General features: G+C 55.5%; 16 protein-coding genes. 10 read left to right on the top strand and 6 right to left on the bottom strand.

The window, feature by feature from the left end; translation table 11 throughout:
- Positions 1-123 precede the first annotated feature (123 nt).
- Positions 124-3,144, bottom strand: coding sequence for a DUF4422 domain-containing protein (locus H3T93_RS07550; protein ID WP_144178142.1), 3,021 nt, complete (start codon positions 3,142-3,144; stop codon positions 124-126).
- 162 nt (positions 3,145-3,306) lie between these two features.
- Here H3T93_RS07550 and H3T93_RS07545 point away from each other — a divergent pair, with 162 nt between their 5' ends.
- On the top strand, positions 3,307-4,491 hold the full coding sequence (locus H3T93_RS07545) for a nucleotide sugar dehydrogenase (RefSeq protein WP_144178141.1): 1,185 nt from the start codon (positions 3,307-3,309) through the stop codon (positions 4,489-4,491).
- Positions 4,492-4,563: 72 nt separating this feature from the next.
- Here H3T93_RS07545 and H3T93_RS07540 read toward each other — a convergent pair whose 3' ends face one another.
- Entirely contained in the window at positions 4,564-6,444 is a 1,881-nt protein-coding gene (locus tag H3T93_RS07540) for a DUF4422 domain-containing protein (RefSeq protein WP_144178140.1), read from the bottom strand.
- 154 nt (positions 6,445-6,598) lie between these two features.
- On the opposite strand from H3T93_RS07540, the gene H3T93_RS07535 reads away from it, so the two are divergent.
- The 7 genes from H3T93_RS07535 (at position 6,599) to rplI (ending at position 11,641) form a co-directional block, all read left to right on the top strand.
- Positions 6,599-7,426 carry an ABC transporter permease gene (locus H3T93_RS07535; RefSeq protein WP_046322381.1) on the top strand — a complete coding sequence of 276 codons (828 nt, stop codon included), beginning with the start codon at positions 6,599-6,601 and terminating at the stop codon, positions 7,424-7,426.
- Positions 7,426-8,691 (top strand): ABC transporter ATP-binding protein, encoded by a 1,266-nt coding sequence (locus H3T93_RS07530; protein WP_144178139.1) that lies wholly within the window; start codon positions 7,426-7,428, stop codon positions 8,689-8,691. Before H3T93_RS07535 ends, H3T93_RS07530 begins: the two co-directional genes overlap by 1 nt.
- Positions 8,688-9,710 (top strand): dTDP-glucose 4,6-dehydratase, encoded by a 1,023-nt coding sequence (gene rfbB / locus H3T93_RS07525; protein ID WP_144178138.1) that lies wholly within the window; start codon positions 8,688-8,690, stop codon positions 9,708-9,710. The genes H3T93_RS07530 and rfbB overlap by 4 nt, the downstream gene beginning before the upstream one ends.
- 168 nt (positions 9,711-9,878) lie before the next feature.
- Complete coding sequence (rpsF, locus tag H3T93_RS07520; RefSeq protein ID WP_144178137.1) at positions 9,879-10,175, top strand: 30S ribosomal protein S6; 297 nt, start codon at positions 9,879-9,881, stop codon at positions 10,173-10,175.
- Positions 10,176-10,274: 99 nt separating this feature from the next.
- Positions 10,275-10,892: a single-stranded DNA-binding protein gene (locus H3T93_RS07515; RefSeq protein WP_046322387.1), complete on the top strand. Its 618-nt coding sequence runs from the start codon at positions 10,275-10,277 to the stop codon at positions 10,890-10,892.
- Between the two features lie 36 nt (positions 10,893-10,928).
- Positions 10,929-11,177 (top strand): 30S ribosomal protein S18, encoded by a 249-nt coding sequence (rpsR, locus tag H3T93_RS07510; RefSeq protein WP_015021310.1) that lies wholly within the window; start codon positions 10,929-10,931, stop codon positions 11,175-11,177.
- Positions 11,178-11,191: 14 nt separating this feature from the next.
- Complete coding sequence (gene rplI, locus H3T93_RS07505; protein ID WP_110424820.1) at positions 11,192-11,641, top strand: 50S ribosomal protein L9; 450 nt, start codon at positions 11,192-11,194, stop codon at positions 11,639-11,641.
- A gap of 153 nt (positions 11,642-11,794) precedes the next feature.
- Here rplI and H3T93_RS07500 read toward each other — a convergent pair whose 3' ends face one another.
- The 3 genes from H3T93_RS07500 to H3T93_RS07490 all read right to left on the bottom strand — a co-directional run bounded on the left by H3T93_RS07500 (position 11,795) and on the right by H3T93_RS07490 (position 14,172).
- On the bottom strand, positions 11,795-12,142 hold the full coding sequence (locus H3T93_RS07500; RefSeq protein WP_144178271.1) for a phenylpyruvate tautomerase MIF-related protein: 348 nt from the start codon (positions 12,140-12,142) through the stop codon (positions 11,795-11,797).
- 107 nt (positions 12,143-12,249) lie between these two features.
- Positions 12,250-12,756, bottom strand: coding sequence for a GtrA family protein (locus tag H3T93_RS07495; protein WP_110424928.1), 507 nt, complete (start codon positions 12,754-12,756; stop codon positions 12,250-12,252).
- Between the two features lie 78 nt (positions 12,757-12,834).
- Positions 12,835-14,172, bottom strand: coding sequence for an MFS transporter (locus H3T93_RS07490; RefSeq protein WP_144178136.1), 1,338 nt, complete (start codon positions 14,170-14,172; stop codon positions 12,835-12,837).
- Between the two features lie 214 nt (positions 14,173-14,386).
- On the opposite strand from H3T93_RS07490, the gene H3T93_RS07485 reads away from it, so the two are divergent.
- Both H3T93_RS07485 and H3T93_RS07480 read left to right on the top strand, forming a co-directional pair.
- Positions 14,387-15,043, top strand: a complete 657-nt coding sequence (locus H3T93_RS07485) for a histidine phosphatase family protein (RefSeq protein ID WP_110424821.1) — start codon at positions 14,387-14,389, stop codon at positions 15,041-15,043.
- A gap of 81 nt (positions 15,044-15,124) precedes the next feature.
- A complete protein-coding gene (locus H3T93_RS07480; protein ID WP_144178134.1) occupies positions 15,125-15,985 on the top strand; it encodes a hypothetical protein in 861 nt (286 codons plus the stop codon).
- A gap of 51 nt (positions 15,986-16,036) precedes the next feature.
- Here H3T93_RS07480 and H3T93_RS07475 read toward each other — a convergent pair whose 3' ends face one another.
- Positions 16,037-17,074: a DUF805 domain-containing protein gene (locus H3T93_RS07475; protein ID WP_186363968.1), complete on the bottom strand. Its 1,038-nt coding sequence runs from the start codon at positions 17,072-17,074 to the stop codon at positions 16,037-16,039.
- Between the last annotated feature and the right edge of the window lie 14 nt (positions 17,075-17,088).

Raw genomic sequence — 17,088 nt, 5'->3', positions numbered from 1 at the left:
CTTGAGAGGTAGTTGTTGGTTAACGGCTTGGGATAGATACGAACAGTAGCGTCGCACTGCTGCTGAAAGAAATCAGATGCTGCCGGCTTTCTCCACAGAATGACCGGCAGCATCTGGATGGGGCTAGTGCCGACCTTCCACTGCCCTGGCTACCGTTTTCAAGATCTCGCGACGGGCGCTGCCGATCGGGGCTATAGGGTCTACCAATCTGCGGAGTCCATTGTCCTCAGCAATCACGCGTTCATGCTGTGCCACCTGTACCTGGTTATGGGAGGATCCAGACAGGTGTTGTATCAGGCTCTCGTAGAAGGGTGTATGTCTGGCGTAGGACCAGTACACGTCAGCCAAATCACAACCGGCATCATTCCAAGGTTTTATGAATCCAGCGTAGTGAATAATCCTTGGCCGGTTACGGGACTGAAGATAGTCGTAGTAGGCATTGGCTGGTGCATGGCTGAATATACGCTCCAGCCTGGTGTCACAGTCATGTATCACGTTCCATGACCAATCCAGATAAGTCACACGGCCCTGGCATTGGGCGTTCAGAACATCCTGGTCGTTGTAAATAAAGCTGGTATTTGAAGACAGCCGCAGCCATTCCGGCAGGGAGTGCAGCTTCCGCATCTCAGCAGTGTTCAGCAACAGTACGCCTGCCTGGAAGTAGGAATAAGGATCTCGCATGCCTAATACCTGCCTGCTGTAACGCAGCCGCTTGCCATCCTTGTTGTTCAGGTTGCCCAGGTAATCGATATCGTGAATAGCCGCTAAGAGATCAGTACCCAGATCTGTATTGTAGAGTTCTGCAATATCATCGTTCACTACCAGATCTGAATCCAGATACAAAACTTTGTCATAAAAAGGCAGGACAGTCTGGATGATAAATCGGTAGTAGGTTTCGATGCTGATGTGTTGATTGGAGGTTGTAAGGTTGCAGCCGGCAATTTCGCGTTCCACATTCACGAAGCGCAAGGTGATGTTGGGGGAGGACACAAGGAACTTCCTCATGACCGCCTTATGCTGCTTGCTGATGTCCCTTTCCAGAACGACAATATCGTAGTGATACTTGTCTGATGCGTTTGACAGGAGCGAGTATATGGCTGTAGTCAGCATGGGGACATAGGCGTCGTTGGCCGCGAAGACTACCGGAATGATCTCTTTGGCATTGTCGGCAAGTTCAAGAGGCCTGCAAATCGTCTGCTGTTCGGGGTGGGTAAAATGGACGCATTGCAGCTCTTTGATGCGCAATGTGGGCTTGATCCGGCGCTGGTGAATAAGCCAGATGTTGAAAAGCCGCTCGGCCAGATGACCTGGCGTGCGCAGACCCTCCTGGCTGTATGCAGACATGTCGGTGCTTTGCTCGAATTCGTCAAGTATGGGGAACAGCCATTGGCAGTAGGCAAAGAAGAGGTCCTTGCGCATAATAAACATATTGCAGAAGCAGGAATAATGCCCATGCAGATACTGCTTGACGTCATCGCTATAGTCAGGGTGCGACTTCATGACGATGGCGCATGCCTTTTGCAGATCCTTCAGGTACAGGTCCGGTGCGGCCCTGTACAGAGCCAGCGGGCTGCCCCAATTGTCGATGGTTGTTCGAAGGTCCTTGATGCCGGTGGTGATAACGTCATAGCCTTTGACGGTTGCAGAGATAGTTGCGTCGTCCAGTCCGTATCGTTGGATGGCGGCATCGTCGATATAGTCATCCATGATTTCCCCGTATGGGTTCTCCCTGTGGGTGGCCTTGGAGAAATCAAAGTATCGACGGTAATGACAGAACCCGTAGTAGTCGGCGTCGACGTTTTTCCATGCCCAATACTGCGTGGTGAGTTCGCAGTATCTGGGGTTTTTCTCTGAGATGTTGATGCCGTCATCATCGTGCAGGGTATTCTTCATCCTTGCCTTTTTGAGGCCAGGACCTACCTGTACGGGTTGCAGGATCTCGGACTTGGGGATGTCGACTTTTTTATGCGTTGTTACAAAAATCCTGATGCGCTGTCGGTTATAGGCATCAAGCGTCTGTCGGGCATTGAGATCGGTCAGATGTTCATTGGCCTTGCTGCGCATGCTTTGATAGCGTTCAAGCTGCAGAGGGGGAGCGGAGTTCACAAATATCCTGTCTGCTATGGCCTTCCAACCCCACAGTGGGTCCGTGTCATCAATGGCGGATTGCTGATGAAGAAAGTCATATGCTCTATCTCGAATAAAGCGATAGATCTCCCTGCCGGTGATGACGGGGCCGAAAATGTCGCTCATATCATGGGCGGCCTCAGCCTTATGCTCATCATCGATGCGCAGCAGCCAGTCATTGGCCAGTATCTCCGTGCCCTTATGCTCGAAGCCCAGGGCGCATTTCTGCAATATGGCCGAGTGCTGGCTGTTGGAGAAGTCATACGCAGCTGCAAAGTTCGATTGGAATTCCCGACAATATCGTGCATACAGCTTGGGGGTGATCTGTGCGGTGCCGCTGATTCCACGACCATAGTAATAGCGGTATCCCCTGCATTCCTTGATCGGCTGATAAGACTGCGCAAGCGCTGAGGCGACAAAGCACTCGTACCCGTCCTGGGAGCGGCCTAGGCGATTGTCGGTCATGGCGGCAAAGGCCTTCTTGAGCAGGGCTGTTTTATAGAGCCGCTGGGTGAACCGCCAGTCCACCTGTTGCCCGCGGTCTTCATCAAAAATGTCGCGAACAATATCGAGACCCTGGCTTGGCTTGGTGGGCTTGTTGTTAAAGCTCTCGAAATCTTGCCGTTCTTTGTCCAGCGTGCCGTTCGCTGCCGTCACGGTGATGCCGAAATGCATGATGTCAGCAGGGTGAAGGTCTATGGCCTCTGACAGCTCGCTGAGCATGGAAGGCGCCAGGGCATCGTCGCCATCCAGAAAGAAGGTGTACTCACCCTTGGCTTCCTGCACACCTGTGCGTCTGGTTAAATGGGTGCCCATATTGCTGGGGTGCTCCACCAATCGAATTCTCTCGTCTTTGCCGGCTGCTTCCGCTGCAACGGCCGCCGTATTGTCCGTGCTTGCGTCATTGATGACCAGAGCTTCGAAGTCCTTATAATCTTGTGAGCTGATGCTGGCAAGGCATTCCGGAAGGTACCTGCCCACGTTGTAGGCGGGAATTACGACTGAGATCTTTGGCATATAGCTGGCATCTCCTTGTATAGCTAATCGAGGGCGACGAAGTCTTTACGTATCTTACCTGGATGCCGCAATAGGCAGGGGCATAACCATTGAATATTCAGCTGGATTACACAACTGGTTCCCTGGCATTCCCAGTATGGGATGAACTGTAGACTGTTAGGTATGAAAATAACGATCGTAGGTACTGGCTATGTCGGTCTGTCCTTGGCCTGTCTGTTGTCACAGCACAATGAGGTGCGAGCCCTGGATGTTCTGAAAGGCAAGGTCGATGCCATCAATCAAGGGCGTTCGCCCATCAAGGATTCTGAGATCAGCGCCTTTCTTGCTTCCGGAAAATGCAACCTGCGAGCCACCCTGGATTCTGACTGGGCTTACGAGGAGCCGGATTACATTGTTCTTGCCACTCCGACCGATTATGACGAGGAGCGCAACTACTTTGACACCTCATCAATCGAGCAGGAGCTCCAGAGGTTGGATGAACAGCACACCCAGGCCTGCATCGTCATCAAATCGACGGTTCCGGTAGGGTATACCGAGACTATATGCAAGCGTTATCCGCAATTGCGCATTGTGTTCTCACCCGAGTTTCTTCGCGAGGGCCATGCGCTTGCCGACAACCTGCATCCATCGAGGATTGTTGTGGGTATACCTGCCGACCACGTGCAGGACTGGAGGCATTATGGTGAGCAGTTCGCTCAGCTGCTCCAAGAGGGCGCTGAGGATGACGGAATTCCTTGCCTGTTGCTCCGGGCCACTGAGGCCGAGGCCATCAAGCTCTTCTCAAACACCTATTTAGCGCTGAGGATTTCGTACTTTAACGAAATGGACACCTACGCCGACGTCCGTGGCTTGGACACGGCGCAGATCATCAAGGGTGTGTGCCTGGATCCCAGGATTGGCGATTACTACAACAACCCTTCATTCGGCTATGGCGGGTATTGCCTGCCCAAGGACTCCAAGCAGTTGCTGGCCAACTACAAGGATGTGCCGCAGACCCTGATCAAAGCCGTGGTTGAATCCAACGATACGCGCAAGCGGTTCATAGCGGAGCAAATCGCCTCTCGCAAGCCCAAACTGACTGGAATCTACCGGCTGGTCATGAAGAAGGGTTCGGATAACTTCCGTGCAAGCTCCATCCAGGGCATCATGGAATACCTGGATAGCCTGGGTGTGGATTTCATCATTTACGAGCCCATGGCTGCCGATAGTTTCGCCGGGCATAGGGTGACCCATGATCTTGATGAATTCAAGGCCTCATGTGATCTGATTGTGTGCAACCGGATGACTGAGGAATTGAACGATGTGGCAGACAAGGTCTATACCCGCGATTTGTGGCATCGAGAGTAAAAGCGGTCAATTGACACTGCGCATGCCAATGCGCAGTGTCAGGACGCATTCCAAGTTGGAAAATATTGCTGTTTACGCTTTATGCAGTATGACTCGCAGCAGTGATTTGACGCGGGAGCGCCTCTTGGAGCCAACAGGAAGTATCTTGTCGGCATACTGCCTAAGAGGGCTGTCTTCGGTAATAAGACGCTTATGATGTCCGGTTGAAAGAGACCCGGTCTTGGTCATGATCGCCAGTACCTGGTGGAAAAGCGGGGAGTGCCGGACGTACAGCCAATACCAGGTGGATAGGTCACACCAAGGATCCAGCCAGGGCTTGTCGAAGCCGGCATAGTGAACAATATAGGGCTCCTCACGGGCTTGCGCATATTCCTTGAATGCTTGTGCAGGCGCATACCGAAAGACCTTCTCGACACGGTCGTTGCAATCGTGCAGGACGTTCCACCGACCGTCAAGGAACCTGACCTTTCCCTGGCATTCCATGTTGAGTATGTCCTGATCGTTGTATATATAGTGAGGGTTTGCTGCCAGCCGCATCCATTCGTTGGTGGTGTGTATTCTTCGGAGAGCCTTCAGGTTCATCACCAGCACCCCGGCCTGGAAGTATGAATACGGATGCTTCAGGCGCAACACATTGCGGGCGTATTGCAGACGCTTGCCATCGGAATACCCCAGGTTGCCTAAAAAGTCCAGATCCTTGACTGCTGCCACAGCGTACTGGCTGACGTCGGTATCGTAGAGCTCGGCTATGTCTCGGTTGACAACCAGATCGGAGTCCAAATACACCACCTTGTCGTATTGAGGCAGCACCTCCTGGATCAGGAATCGGTAATAGGTTTCGTTGCTGATAAAACCGTTGTTGGTTGTCAGGGCCCTGCCGGCCATACGCTGCCGTACATTAAGGAAATGCAGAGAACACCAGGGGTGTTTTGCGAATATTCCAGCAAGGATCTCTTTATTGTCCTTTGATATATCCTGCTCCAGGACAATGATGCGGTATCGACGATTCCCTGATGAATTGCGCAGTATGGACGTCAATGTCGTGGCCAGCATAGGCGCATAGGCGTTGTTGGCCGCCAGTACCACGGGTACAGCCTTGTCCGTCGGGCTTGCTGGTTCAGCGGTTTCCTGAGCATCGGGATAGCGGAAGTGCACGCATCCCAGTTGCTTGATTTTCCAATTCCCGCTGGTGCGTTGATGATGGCAAAGGAAGATGTTGAGCAGCCTTTCAGCCAGGTGTCCCGGCGTTCTCAGGCGTTCAATGTCGGCCGTAGAGGCATCCCATAAGGCCGTGAACTTCTGCAGGAGCGGAAACAGCCACTGGCAATATTGGCGGAAGATTGCTTTCTTCATTATGAACATGTTGCAGAAAGAACCCTTGTCGCCGTGCAATACGGAGTCTGCATCCTCCCTGTAGTCAGGGTGATTCTTGCAAAGGATCTCATACATGAGGCGGAGGTCGCCGACTCGCAGGTGATCGTTGCCTGCATAATGCTGGATCAGCGAATGATACCCCCCCATGGCTTCAACATTGTTGACGGGAGAGGTAATGACATCCCATCCGATCACCTGGCGCTTGATGGATTCATCATCCAGGCCATACCGTCGTGCAGCGGCCTCGTCGATGAAGTCGTCCATGATTTCGCCGTAGTCGTTGGCCCGGTGGGGTACGCCGCTGAAATCGAAGTAGCGACGGTAGTGGCAGAATCCGTAGTAATCGGCATCGACGTTTTTCCAAGCCCAATATTGCGCAGTGAGCTCGCAATACATGGCATTGAGCGAAGAAATCGAGTCTCCGCTGTCGTCGTGAAGCATATGCGGGAGCCTCTCCGGTGCCTGCGCTGTTCCGACTTGCAGGAGACTGATCGCATCGCATTGCGGGGCTGCAACGCGTGCGCGGGTGGCCACATAGATTTTTATTCGCTGCCCGTTTTGCCTGTCCTCGTTATTCATGCCGAATAAGACTCCTCGCTCGGTGGTTGGTACTTATGTTACTTCCCAATTGTGGGCTTCCTGTTTATATAAGGTAAAACTGCTGCCTTGCAAGAGGTTCCCTGCGATAATGAGCCTTTGCGCTATTGGACGAGTTCAGTAGAATAGGAGTTTTGTGAAAGCTTCTTTAAAGCGACTACAGCAAAGGTATCGCTACTCGTTTATCGTTTTCAAAGAGTTGGTGAAGACAGATTTTCAACTTCGGTACCAAGGGTCCTTCCTGGGTGTACTGTGGTCGGTTCTCAAGCCACTGATGCTGTTCTGCGTCATGTATGTGGTCTTTGTGAGATTCCTTCACTTCACGGACGGAACGCCCACGTTCCCCATTGTTCTGCTTTGCGGCACCTGCCTGTGGAGTTTCTTCTCGGAAGCCACCAGCATGGGGCTGCAGTCGATTGTCAACCGTGGAGACCTGCTGCGTAAGGTTCATTTTCCTACATACATCATCGTAGCGTCAGTCACGATGGGTTCCATGATCAGCCTGGCCATCAATCTGGGCGTGGTCATCGTTTTCGGGCTGTTCACTACGGCTCATTTCACATGGAGGATTCTCCTAGTCCCTCTCAATGTTTTTCAGCTCTATATCCTTGCCCTGGGCATTGCCATGATCCTATCCACGATGTTCGTTTATTATCGTGATATCGCCCATATTTGGGAAGTGGTTCTTCAGGCTATGTTTTATGCTGTTCCCATTATCTACCCATTGTCCATGGTGCAAAAGAATTATCCTTTGATTGCAAAATTCATGCTGTTGGATCCCGCAGCCCAGGTCATCATGGACGTGCGTCATAATCTCATTTCTCCTGAGAACGTGCCCACTGTTTGGACCCTGTACGGCAATAAGCTGTTCGCTTTCATTCCTTTGCTATTGACGGTTCTTATTTTCATGTTCGGCCTGTATGTCTTTCGGTCGCATAGCAGAAAATTCGCGGAGGTTCTGTAATGCAAGATGTTGATCAGTTTGATGATCGGCCAGTCGTGCTCTCTGTTGACCATGTAGCCAAGTCCTTCAGGTTGCCGACTGAGCAGGCCACTGGCCTAAAGCAGGCTTTCATCAACTGGACCAAGGGAATCAAAGGCTACAGAGAGCAGGTTGTTCTTAAAGACATTAGCTTCCAAGTACATCAGGGCGATTTCTTCGGCATCGTGGGAAGAAATGGCTCGGGCAAATCCACCCTGCTGAAAATCATCTCGGGAATCTATGTGCCGGAACACGGCAGTGTGGATATTCAAGGCAAGTTGGTGCCGTTCATCGAGCTTGGCGTGGGCTTCAATCCGGAATTGACCGGCCGGGAGAACGTTTTTTTGAACGGCGCGCTTCTCGGTTTCTCTCATGACCAGGTAGCAGCCATGTACGACGAAATCGTCGATTTTGCCGAGCTGGGCGAATTCATGGATCAGAAGCTGAAAAACTACTCGAGCGGCATGCAGGTCAGACTGGCCTTTTCCGTGGCCATCAAGGCACAAGGCGACATTCTGGTGCTTGATGAGGTTCTGGCAGTCGGTGATGAGGCCTTCCAGCGCAAATGCGACAATTTCTTCACTGAAATCAAGAAAGATCCGACCAAAACGGTCATTCTTGTTACGCATAGCATGGATTCCGTCAAGAAATACTGCAACAAAGCCATCCTGATCCGTGACGGCGAGATCGTGGTTTCTGGCGATAAGAATGATGTTGCCAGCCAGTACACCTTGGAGAACCTCCAGGCTGGGCAGAAAAAAACGGAAAAGAAGGTGGAAAAGGAAAAGCAGACCCATGAGCCGGGACTGAGCGATCAGGTGCCTATCTTCAGGGTCTTGCCGGTATCGCCTCAGCTGCGTACCTGTGACGACACCTTCGAGTTCGATGTGGAGTATGACTATCGGGGAGACAGCGACTTCTACATACCCATGTCGGTCATGGATACCGGTCGGGGAGGGGTCCCCTATGATTGCGGAGCCCAATTCCACGTCAATGCCCCAGGGCATCATCTGGTTCATTTTTCCATGCCGCTCAAGCTCTTTAATGACGGGAACTTCCGCATCATCGCCTCTATGCGGATCATCCCTGACGTCACCAACCTTTCCAATTACGAGCAGCTCGCTTTCACCAGCGATGAGAACGCCTGCGATTTTGTGGTGCGCAATCATGGCACTACCAATTTTGCAGGCCTGATCAATGACAGAAGCATGGAGATCGTCCGTACTGGCATGGAGGACATGGATTGACGGATAAGGATGAAGTTGCCAGCCTTCTTGTCACCGGAGGGGCAGGTTTTATTGGCTCCAACTTCGTTCGATATCTTGCCCGAGTGAATCCGCAGGCGAAGGTCGTTGTTCTGGATAAGATGACCTACGCCGCCAATCCGCATAATCTCGATGGTTTGTCGCGCAAACCCATAGTGATCAGGGGTGATATTTGCGATTCATCTTTGGTTGAGCAAATCGTCAAGCAGCATCATATTAATGGAATCATCCATTTTGCAGCAGAATCGCACAATGACAATTCCATTAGGGATGCTGCTCCCTTTATTCATACCAACGTTTATGGGACCTACGTTCTTTTGGAGGCCGCGAGACGCCATGACCTGCGTTTTCATCATGTATCTACGGATGAGGTCTTTGGCGATACATCCATTGAGGATGTGACGAGATTTGATGAGAACAGTCCCTATCGTCCATCGAGTCCGTATTCGGCGACGAAGGCGGCCTCTGATCATCTGGTCAGGGCCTGGTGGAGGACTTACGGCACCAGGGTGACCATAACGAACAGCTCAAATAACTATGGTCCATTCCAGCACGTGGAAAAGTTCATTCCCCGGCAAATAACCAATATTCTGACGGGTCACAGGCCCAAGCTGTATGGCCAGGGCGAGGATGTTCGGGACTGGCTCAGCGTAGAGGATGATTGCAGAGCCATCTGGCAAGTTTACCGTCGGGGTCGTTTGGGGCAGACCTATCTGGTTGGAGCGGATAATCGCCTCAGCAATCTCGCTGTGGTGCGGATGATTCTGGCAATGATGAACCGGCCTCTTGACGAAGTGGAGTTTGTAAGGGATAGGCCGGGAGCCGACAGAAGATACGCTATTGATGCCTCAAAAATACGGCGCGAGTTGGGATGGAAGCCTCTTCAGGCGGATTTCGCCGAGAGCCTTGAGGCCACTATTGAATGGTACAAAAGGCACGAATCGTGGTGGATGCCTGCAAAACAAACGACGGAATTGCGGTATCGGCAAGAAGGCCACTGAAATCCTTGACCCAAAGACCTGAACCCGTTGATGTCAACCTGCCAGGTTGTCTGGCACGATAGATACTATATAGCTTATCTGTCTATGTATGAGTTGCATAGCGGGTTGATGTGCTACACCCTCCTGTCACGGAAGGCCCGTGACCTGTAAGTCCAAAGGAGGTGGGTGATGTCTGCGCATAAGTATGAATTGATGTTCATTGCCGATCCGGCCATGGATGAGCGCTCGCTGAAGAAGCTGACTGACCAGTATCTCGAGGTGGTCACCAAGGAAGGCGGCTCTGTCGACAATATCGATGTCTGGGGCCGTCGCAAGCTAGCCTATGAGATCGACAAGCATAAGGAAGGCAACTACGTGGTGGTCGAGTACACCTGCGAGCCCTCCACCAGTGCTGAGCTCGATCGTGTGCTGAACCTGAACGAGTCCGTCATCCGTACCAAGATTCTTCGCAAGGACGACAAGTAAGCAAACAGCAAAGGACGTAGAAGCGTCGGAGGTCCAAGGGTGCGGGATTCGCCCCAATAGGCTCATTCCCAAGTCCTCATTCCGAGGAAAGGTCGTGACATGGCGGGAGATACATACATCACCGTGGTGGGCAATCTCACTGCGGATCCGGAGGTGCGTACGACCTCCAACGGAGGCACGGTGGCCAACCTGACCATCGCGTCCACGCCCAGGCAGTTCAATAGGAACTCGGGGCAGTGGGAGGACGGCGACTCGCTCTTCATGCGTTGCTCGGCCTGGGATTCCACTTACAGCCCCATGGCCTCCAACATTCAGGCCAGCCTGACCAAGGGCATGAGGGTTATCGCCCAGGGTCGTCTGGTGCAGCGCTCCTATCAGGATCGTGAGGGCAATAACCGCACGGTCGTGGAGCTGCGTCTGGACGAGATTGGACCTGCTTTGACACGGAACACCGCCCAGGTCACCAGGAACGCCAACACTGGTGGCGGTGGATCCCGCGGTGGTTTCGCCGGCTCCAACAACGGCGGCTACCAGGGCGGGGCTTCCTACCAGGGCGGTGCCAGCGCGGCATCGGCCCCCATGGGTCGTCAGCAGCCAGCGCAGAGCCAGCAGGCCCCTGTTCAGGATCCCTGGTCATCGACCGGGTCCGGCGATTCCTTCGGATCCTTCGGTTCCACCGGCGAGTTCGGTGGTTCCGGGGACGAACCCGAATTCTGAAGTTTCATAGCGTCATCATTCATTTAAGGAGTACCAATGTCACGTAAAAGGCCGCAACCGCCGGTCAAGCCCTTCAAGAAGAAGCCGAATCCTCTAAGGGCCGCCAAGATTCATACCATCGATTACAAGGACGTGGCTCTGCTGCGCAAGTTCATCTCTGACCGCGGCAAGATTCGTTCCCGCCGTATCACCGGCGTCACCGTCCAGGAGCAGCGCGAGATCTCCAAGGCCATCAAGAACGCCCGCGAGATGGCCCTTCTGCCCTACGCCACCAACGGTCGCTGAGGGAGGTCAGGATTATGGCAAAGGAAACCAAGGTTATTCTGACCGATACTGTGACCGATCTGGGTCATAAGGGCGACGTTGTCGGGGTCAAGCCCGGCTATGCCCGCAACTTCCTGATTCCTCAGGGACTGGCTTTTGCCTGGTCCAAGGGGGCTGCTGCGCAGATCGAGTCCCTGCAGCGGGCCCGTCGCGCCAAGTCCATGGCCACCCGTGAGGATGCCGTGGCCGCCAAGGCAGCCATCGATGGGCAGACCGTCGAGATCGCAGCCAAGGTGTCTGATTCGGGCAAGCTCTTCGGCGGTATCTCCAACGATGCCATCGCCCAGGCTCTTCGCCCTCTGGCCGACGTGGACCCCCGCACCATCTCTGTGGAGACCATCAAGACCACAGGCGAGTTCCCGGCAACCGTAGCTCTGCACCCCGAGATCTCGGCTGCTTTCACGGTCAAGGTCGTCGCAGAGTAGCAAACCTGGGGTCGGTGTTGGTTTCCAACTCGCCGACCCCGATCATCCCATAGCGATCCTTTTGAAATAGGGATCAGGGCTTAAGCAGAAGGCCTTCCCGCAGCAGATCATGCGCGGGAAGGCCTTCTTATGTATTACAGCGGATTATTCAATTTAGAAATTGCCGCCGTTCCAGCCCCAGTCAGTAGTGGCCGTGTAACGGATGTAGGTGCGGTCCTTAGGAATGGACAGTTCCGATTCCAGCGTGTCCATGATGGTCTTGGTCAGGCTTTCCCAGGCGGTCTTGGGCACGTCGCTGCCGAAGACGTTGACCTCCACATAGGCTGCGGGCTTGCTGTCATCACCGGCGAAGTAGATGGGCATGTCCGACTCGAATGGGCACATGAGCCAGCCCTCGGACTTGCCGGGGACGGCGGTGATGGCCTTGCCGTATGCGGTCTTGATCCGCTCGCGCTGTTCGGCGGTGATGGGTGTGCTTACATGAGTGTGGATGACAGGCATGGTGCTTCCTTTCGGTCCGTCCGGCATGACCACTCAGGATGATTCGGTTCGCCTGGCGGATGGCTGACTATTCCTGTCCCATAGTAGCCTCGCCCGGACTGGTTGGCTCAGTGCCAGCCGAAGGGCTGGTGACGCAGGGACCAGGCCCCCAGACGGTGGGCCACCGAACGTGGGTTGACCGGCTTGCCGGGTGCAGGCGCGTCCAGCAGCCACTTGCGGATCAGGAAGTTCCAGATGGCCACCACGACGGTGGCAGTGATCTTGGCGATGTTGGCATGGAGCAGGTAGCGGGCGTGCATGGTGGTGATGGCATCCGGCGGCAGCATGGCAGTGCCCATCCATAGGATCACCTCATTGATTCCCAGGCCTATGACTGAGGAGACCAGGAAGACCGTCATCTCCATCCACCGGGCCATGTCCTCCCGATGCTTGAAGACATAGCGCATGCTGGCCAGGTAGTTGAAAACCAGCGAGATCAGGAAGGAGATAGCCCCGGCCAGGACATTGTTCAGGTGCGGCCCCATGATCAGCAGGTTCATGATGCCGATGTCGATCAGGAAGGCGATGACGCCCACGATGCCGAACTTGAGCAGCTGTCCGATTAATCTACGCACGGTAGCCCATTCAATCATTCCTCCTGTGCTGACGGAGTGCCGGGAACCGCTTGTGTGCAAAAGCCTTACGTTACGCCCTCAGGCGGGTAGCTCGGTCAGAATGGGTTCCTCAGTGCTGTTGCGAATCTGGCGGAAGCCTACAAAGGCGATGGCCAGCGAGGCCAGAGCCAGAGTAGTGACCACCCCGAACCCGCCCTGGGATCCGTAACGGTCGATGAACTGCCCGGCCACAGCCGAACCGGCCGAGGATCCGATCGAATTCATGGCGCTCAGCCAGGCCATGCCTTCCGTGAAGCGGATGGGCGGCACCAGGTGGAGCATGAGCTGGTTGCCATTGATCCAGGTGGGTGCCTGGCAGACGCCGATGATCAGGTAGATGACCATGATGGTCCACAGATTCCTGGCGAACATGAAGGTTCCGATGCCCAGGTTGACCACCAGCAGGCAGAAGTAGAAACGCTTCCAGAGGGGAATGGCCCAGTTCTTGGCCCCGTAGAGCAGAGCGCCGACCAAGGAGCTGAAGGAGAAGCAGGCGAAGACGAACCCGGTCATCTGCTTCATCCCCTGCTCGGTGGCGAAGGCGATGATGGAGATGGATGCAGCGCTCTGGAAGGCACCCAGACCGAACCAGGTGGCACAGATGGCGATCATGCCGGCGCTCCAGAAGGCGCCGCTGTGGCCGTTCCCTCCCTCCTGGGCACGCAGACGGGCCACCTGCTGAGCCTGCCGCTCCCGGTACTCCTTGCGGGTGATGCCCTGGGCGCGCGCCATGTCTGTCTGCGAAGGGGGCTCGGTTTCTCGACAGGAGAGGAACATCAAGGCCCCGACCAGCACACAGGTCCCGGTGAAAGAGAAAGCCAACACGCCTGAAATGACCGCCAGTATCGAAGCCAATGGGTTGCCGATCACCCACATGGCCTCGTCGAAGACCCCTGACAGGGACAGGGCCTGGTTGGTGGCACGGTGGTCGCCGCGTAGCAGGTGCGTCCACCGGCTACGGCTCATGGCTCCCCAGGGCGGAATGGCAGCCATGAAGGGGGTGACCAAATAGAGCACCCAGGTGGGAGCGTGGGCGGTGATGGCTGTGATCAGGACCGTGGCGGCCACAACCCAGACCAGAACCGTGGGGATGGAGACCTGTCGCTGGCCGAACTTGTCAACCAACTTGCCCAGCATGGGGCTGACCAGGGCCAGGGCCACGGCTTGGATGGCGGTCAGGGCTCCGGCCAGGGAATAACTGCCGTAGTAGTGCTGCACCGAGATGGTGATGGTCATGCCCACCATGGGGAAGGGCATGGAGGCAATGACCGACCCTACTGCGAACCGCGCCGTATGAGGCAGTCGCAGAAGCGCTGAGTATCCTCCGAAGACTCTGTGACCGGCTTCGACCAGAGCCGCCTTCAGTTGCCGTGGCATGGGTTGTTCGTCTCGCTTTCCCTGGGTGTTTTCACGGTCCCGAAGCATGTTTTCCACAAGACCTTCTAGACGCACGAAAGGAAGTGGGGGTGCTGGGGGGGACTGCTACAGTGGTAACCATATTGGCGCCTGATCGGTGCCATTCGGATAGTGATAATTCTACCCCCCGCCATGGTCACTCAAGGGGCCCGTCGGGGAGCTTGGGAGGTGGGTCGTGCCTGCGACGACCATTCATTTCGTCCGTCATGGCCAGGTTGATAATCCCGATCATATTCTTTATGAGCGATTGCCGGGATTCCATCTGTCTGGCAGGGGCAGGTCCATGGTCGAGGCGACGGCCCGTTTTATGGCAGAAGCTCCCGGTCTGCGCGATCTGGAGGCCGTCTATTCTTCTCCGCTGGACAGGACCAGGGAGACCACGGCCATCCTGCTTGAGCAGATCAACCCCGCTCGTGTCAAGCACGGCTTGAAACCGTTGGAGCCCATCTATGACCGTCGCCTGATCGAGGCCGGCAACGAATTCCGTGGCAAGCGCATCGGTCACGGGCAGGGGGCTCTCTGGCGACCCTCCAACCTGCGGCTGATCCTGGATCTTCGCCGTCCCAGCTGGGGGGAGTCCTATCGGCAGATCGCCCGGCGAGTGGGGGATTTCGTCCGGCAGGTGGTTCGCAGCCATCCTGACGCACAGGTTCTGGCTGTCTCGCATGAGTCGCCCATCTGGTCGTATCGTCATCTCTTGGAGACCGGCCACCCCGAGCACAATATGCTCCTCAGGGCCACCGCCCTGGCCTCGGTGACCTCCATCACCCTGGACTGTGAAACCGGCAAAGTTCTGGGAATCGCCTATGCGGACCCGGCGGCAGGCGTGTAAAGACCGCTTGTGCGGCTTAGGATAGCTGGGGATACTGTCGTGGATGACTGTCCGAGAACCCGATGAAGGAGCGTGATGATCATGGTGGATGTACAGGCAAGCGCGGAGGCGATAGCCGGACGGCCAGCCGTGGCCCAGGCGGCTGAGCAGGGGGCCAGGCTGGTAGACCTTTGGCCCTTGACGAATGCCGAGCACCTGGCCAACGATGCCAAGTATGCGGAGGACCTGCAGGTACGTATCAGCATGGTGCTGGCGCAGCTGATGACGGGCGAGGATGTGACCATTCCCGACGCAGAATACGTCTATGAGGGCGCTGAGGACATCCCCGGCCGTCCCCAGGAGCTGGTGGATGCCCTCATGGCTGCCAACGATGCCATCGAGGCGGCTGCACAGGCGAAGGACGACCAGTCCAAGATGCTTACGGATTTGGCCGAAACCTTGGGCAGCGGCTGGGACCAGGCCCGGCAGCAGGAGGTGGCTGCTGGCGTGGCCAAGGCCGAACAGTCCGTGGATGATCAGAACGAATCTGCCGAATCCTCTCAGGGCAAGGAGACGGTGGCCCAGGCCCTGGCTACGAGCCTGGAGATCTGCCGTGATCTGCTTCAGTGTGCAGGCGCTGACCCTGACCATGCTGCGACCGCCGCGCCAATTCTGGTCTATATCAATGAGCTCAACGAGCGACTGGGCATTCCCCGGGCTTTCCTGTCTGACGAGGATGTCGTCCGTGCCTTGAGATTACTGGATGATCCTGAGGCTTTCGCGGACCTGCTGGCCCCTTTGGTTGGCGCTGAGTGGGACCACCATCGTCAGGAGGTGCTCTGGGACCCCGAGGAGGCCAAGCGCAAGGCCAAGGAGGACGACGAGCGTAAGAGCCGCGAGGCCCTGCAGGCCAAGTTTGCCCATGTGCCTGAGGACCCCAACAAGCCTCCTGTGGAGCTTTAAGACCTTCTGTCCTTCGCCTCGGCATCGGTCAAGACGAAGGACCGGGTGAACTCAACGGTCGAAACGGGCTCCTCGTGGATCGCTGGGTCGGGCCAGCAGAATGATCCCGGCGACGGCTCCGGCGATCATGATCAATGCGCCCAAGCCAAGCAGGGAGAGCGAGGATCCTGGATGCCCGTCGATGATAGCCACAATGGCGAAGACCAGAGGAATGCCGCCCACCAGCTCACTTACGAAGGGCAGGAGTATCCAGAAGCCGGACATGTTGGTGTCGTGTAGTCGCCGTATGCCCACGGCCAGATTCGGTATGAAAAGTCCAAGGGCGACCAGGAAGGATAGGATCCGTCCCACAAAGACGGATCCTGAGGTGATGATCGAAACCGCAAAGTCGATGAGGAAGATCATGAGAAAAACCCACCAGAATTCCCCACGGGAGGCCCTCCCGGAGAAGACGGAATATTTGACGAAGAAACGCTTGCAAGCGTTTACGAAGTCAATGCCGTACCAGGGTGCGTTCAGTGGCGGCTCGCCGTTGAAACCGGCGTTCGCATAGGGGTAGGCCGGATACTGAGGGACCTGGGGTCCAGGCTGGTACCCTGCCTGATATCCCGATTGGTAGCCTGCCTGCGACCAACCTTCAGGCGATTGATAAGAGTTGTCCGATGTATAGCCAGAGGGCGGGGTCGTACCATTGGGCTGGCCATTGGCCTGGCCGGGATTCGGATTTTGACCGTAGGGCGTCTGCTGCTGTCCGTAGTACTGCTGTTCATTGGACTGTTGACCATAGGGCTGTTGCTGGTTGTAGCCTGGCTGTTGACCCTGCGGCTGTTGACCGTATGGCTGCCCTTGGTATGGCTGTTCCCGCTGGTAATCGTCAGCAGGTTTTTGGGCTTCGTTGATTGGATGGTAGATGTCGCTCTGGTCAGAAGCTGCTTGTGCATAGCCGGGTTGGTCTGGTTGCGGCTGGCTCGGGTAGGCTGCGGGCCCTGAACCGGTTCCATCTGCGTGATTGTTCTGGGACCAGCCGTTGGCGGAGCCCTGATCATTGGGGGTCTGGTTCCCGTCGTTCGTATCATCTGGATGGCTCATGGATATCGTCCCTC

This window comes from Bifidobacterium sp. M0404 (genome assembly GCF_016101415.1).
In the GTDB taxonomy this organism is placed as follows: Bacteria; Actinomycetota; Actinomycetes; order Actinomycetales; family Bifidobacteriaceae; genus Bombiscardovia; species Bombiscardovia polysaccharolytica.
Note: the sequence above shows the minus strand (reverse complement) of the source record. Positions and strands in the feature narration are given on the sequence as shown.

Bases quoted from the DNA above. Each gene is read 5' to 3' on its own strand.
- H3T93_RS07490 (WP_144178136.1), bottom strand. From the start codon at position 14,172: ATGCCACGGCAACTGAAGGCGGCTCTGGTCGAAGCCGGTCACAGAGTC.
- H3T93_RS07530 (WP_144178139.1), top strand. From the start codon at position 7,426: ATGCAAGATGTTGATCAGTTTGATGATCGGCCAGTCGTGCTCTCTGTT.
- H3T93_RS07500 (WP_144178271.1), bottom strand. From the start codon at position 12,142: ATGCCTGTCATCCACACTCATGTAAGCACACCCATCACCGCCGAACAG.
- rpsR (WP_015021310.1), top strand. From the start codon at position 10,929: ATGTCACGTAAAAGGCCGCAACCGCCGGTCAAGCCCTTCAAGAAGAAG.
- H3T93_RS07515 (WP_046322387.1), top strand. From the start codon at position 10,275: ATGGCGGGAGATACATACATCACCGTGGTGGGCAATCTCACTGCGGAT.
- H3T93_RS07545 (WP_144178141.1), top strand. From the start codon at position 3,307: ATGAAAATAACGATCGTAGGTACTGGCTATGTCGGTCTGTCCTTGGCC.
- rpsF (WP_144178137.1), top strand. From the start codon at position 9,879: ATGTCTGCGCATAAGTATGAATTGATGTTCATTGCCGATCCGGCCATG.
- rplI (WP_110424820.1), top strand. From the start codon at position 11,192: ATGGCAAAGGAAACCAAGGTTATTCTGACCGATACTGTGACCGATCTG.
- H3T93_RS07480 (WP_144178134.1), top strand. From the start codon at position 15,125: ATGGTGGATGTACAGGCAAGCGCGGAGGCGATAGCCGGACGGCCAGCC.
- H3T93_RS07475 (WP_186363968.1), bottom strand. From the start codon at position 17,074: ATGAGCCATCCAGATGATACGAACGACGGGAACCAGACCCCCAATGAT.
- H3T93_RS07540 (WP_144178140.1), bottom strand. From the start codon at position 6,444: ATGAATAACGAGGACAGGCAAAACGGGCAGCGAATAAAAATCTATGTG.
- H3T93_RS07550 (WP_144178142.1), bottom strand. From the start codon at position 3,144: ATGCCAAAGATCTCAGTCGTAATTCCCGCCTACAACGTGGGCAGGTAC.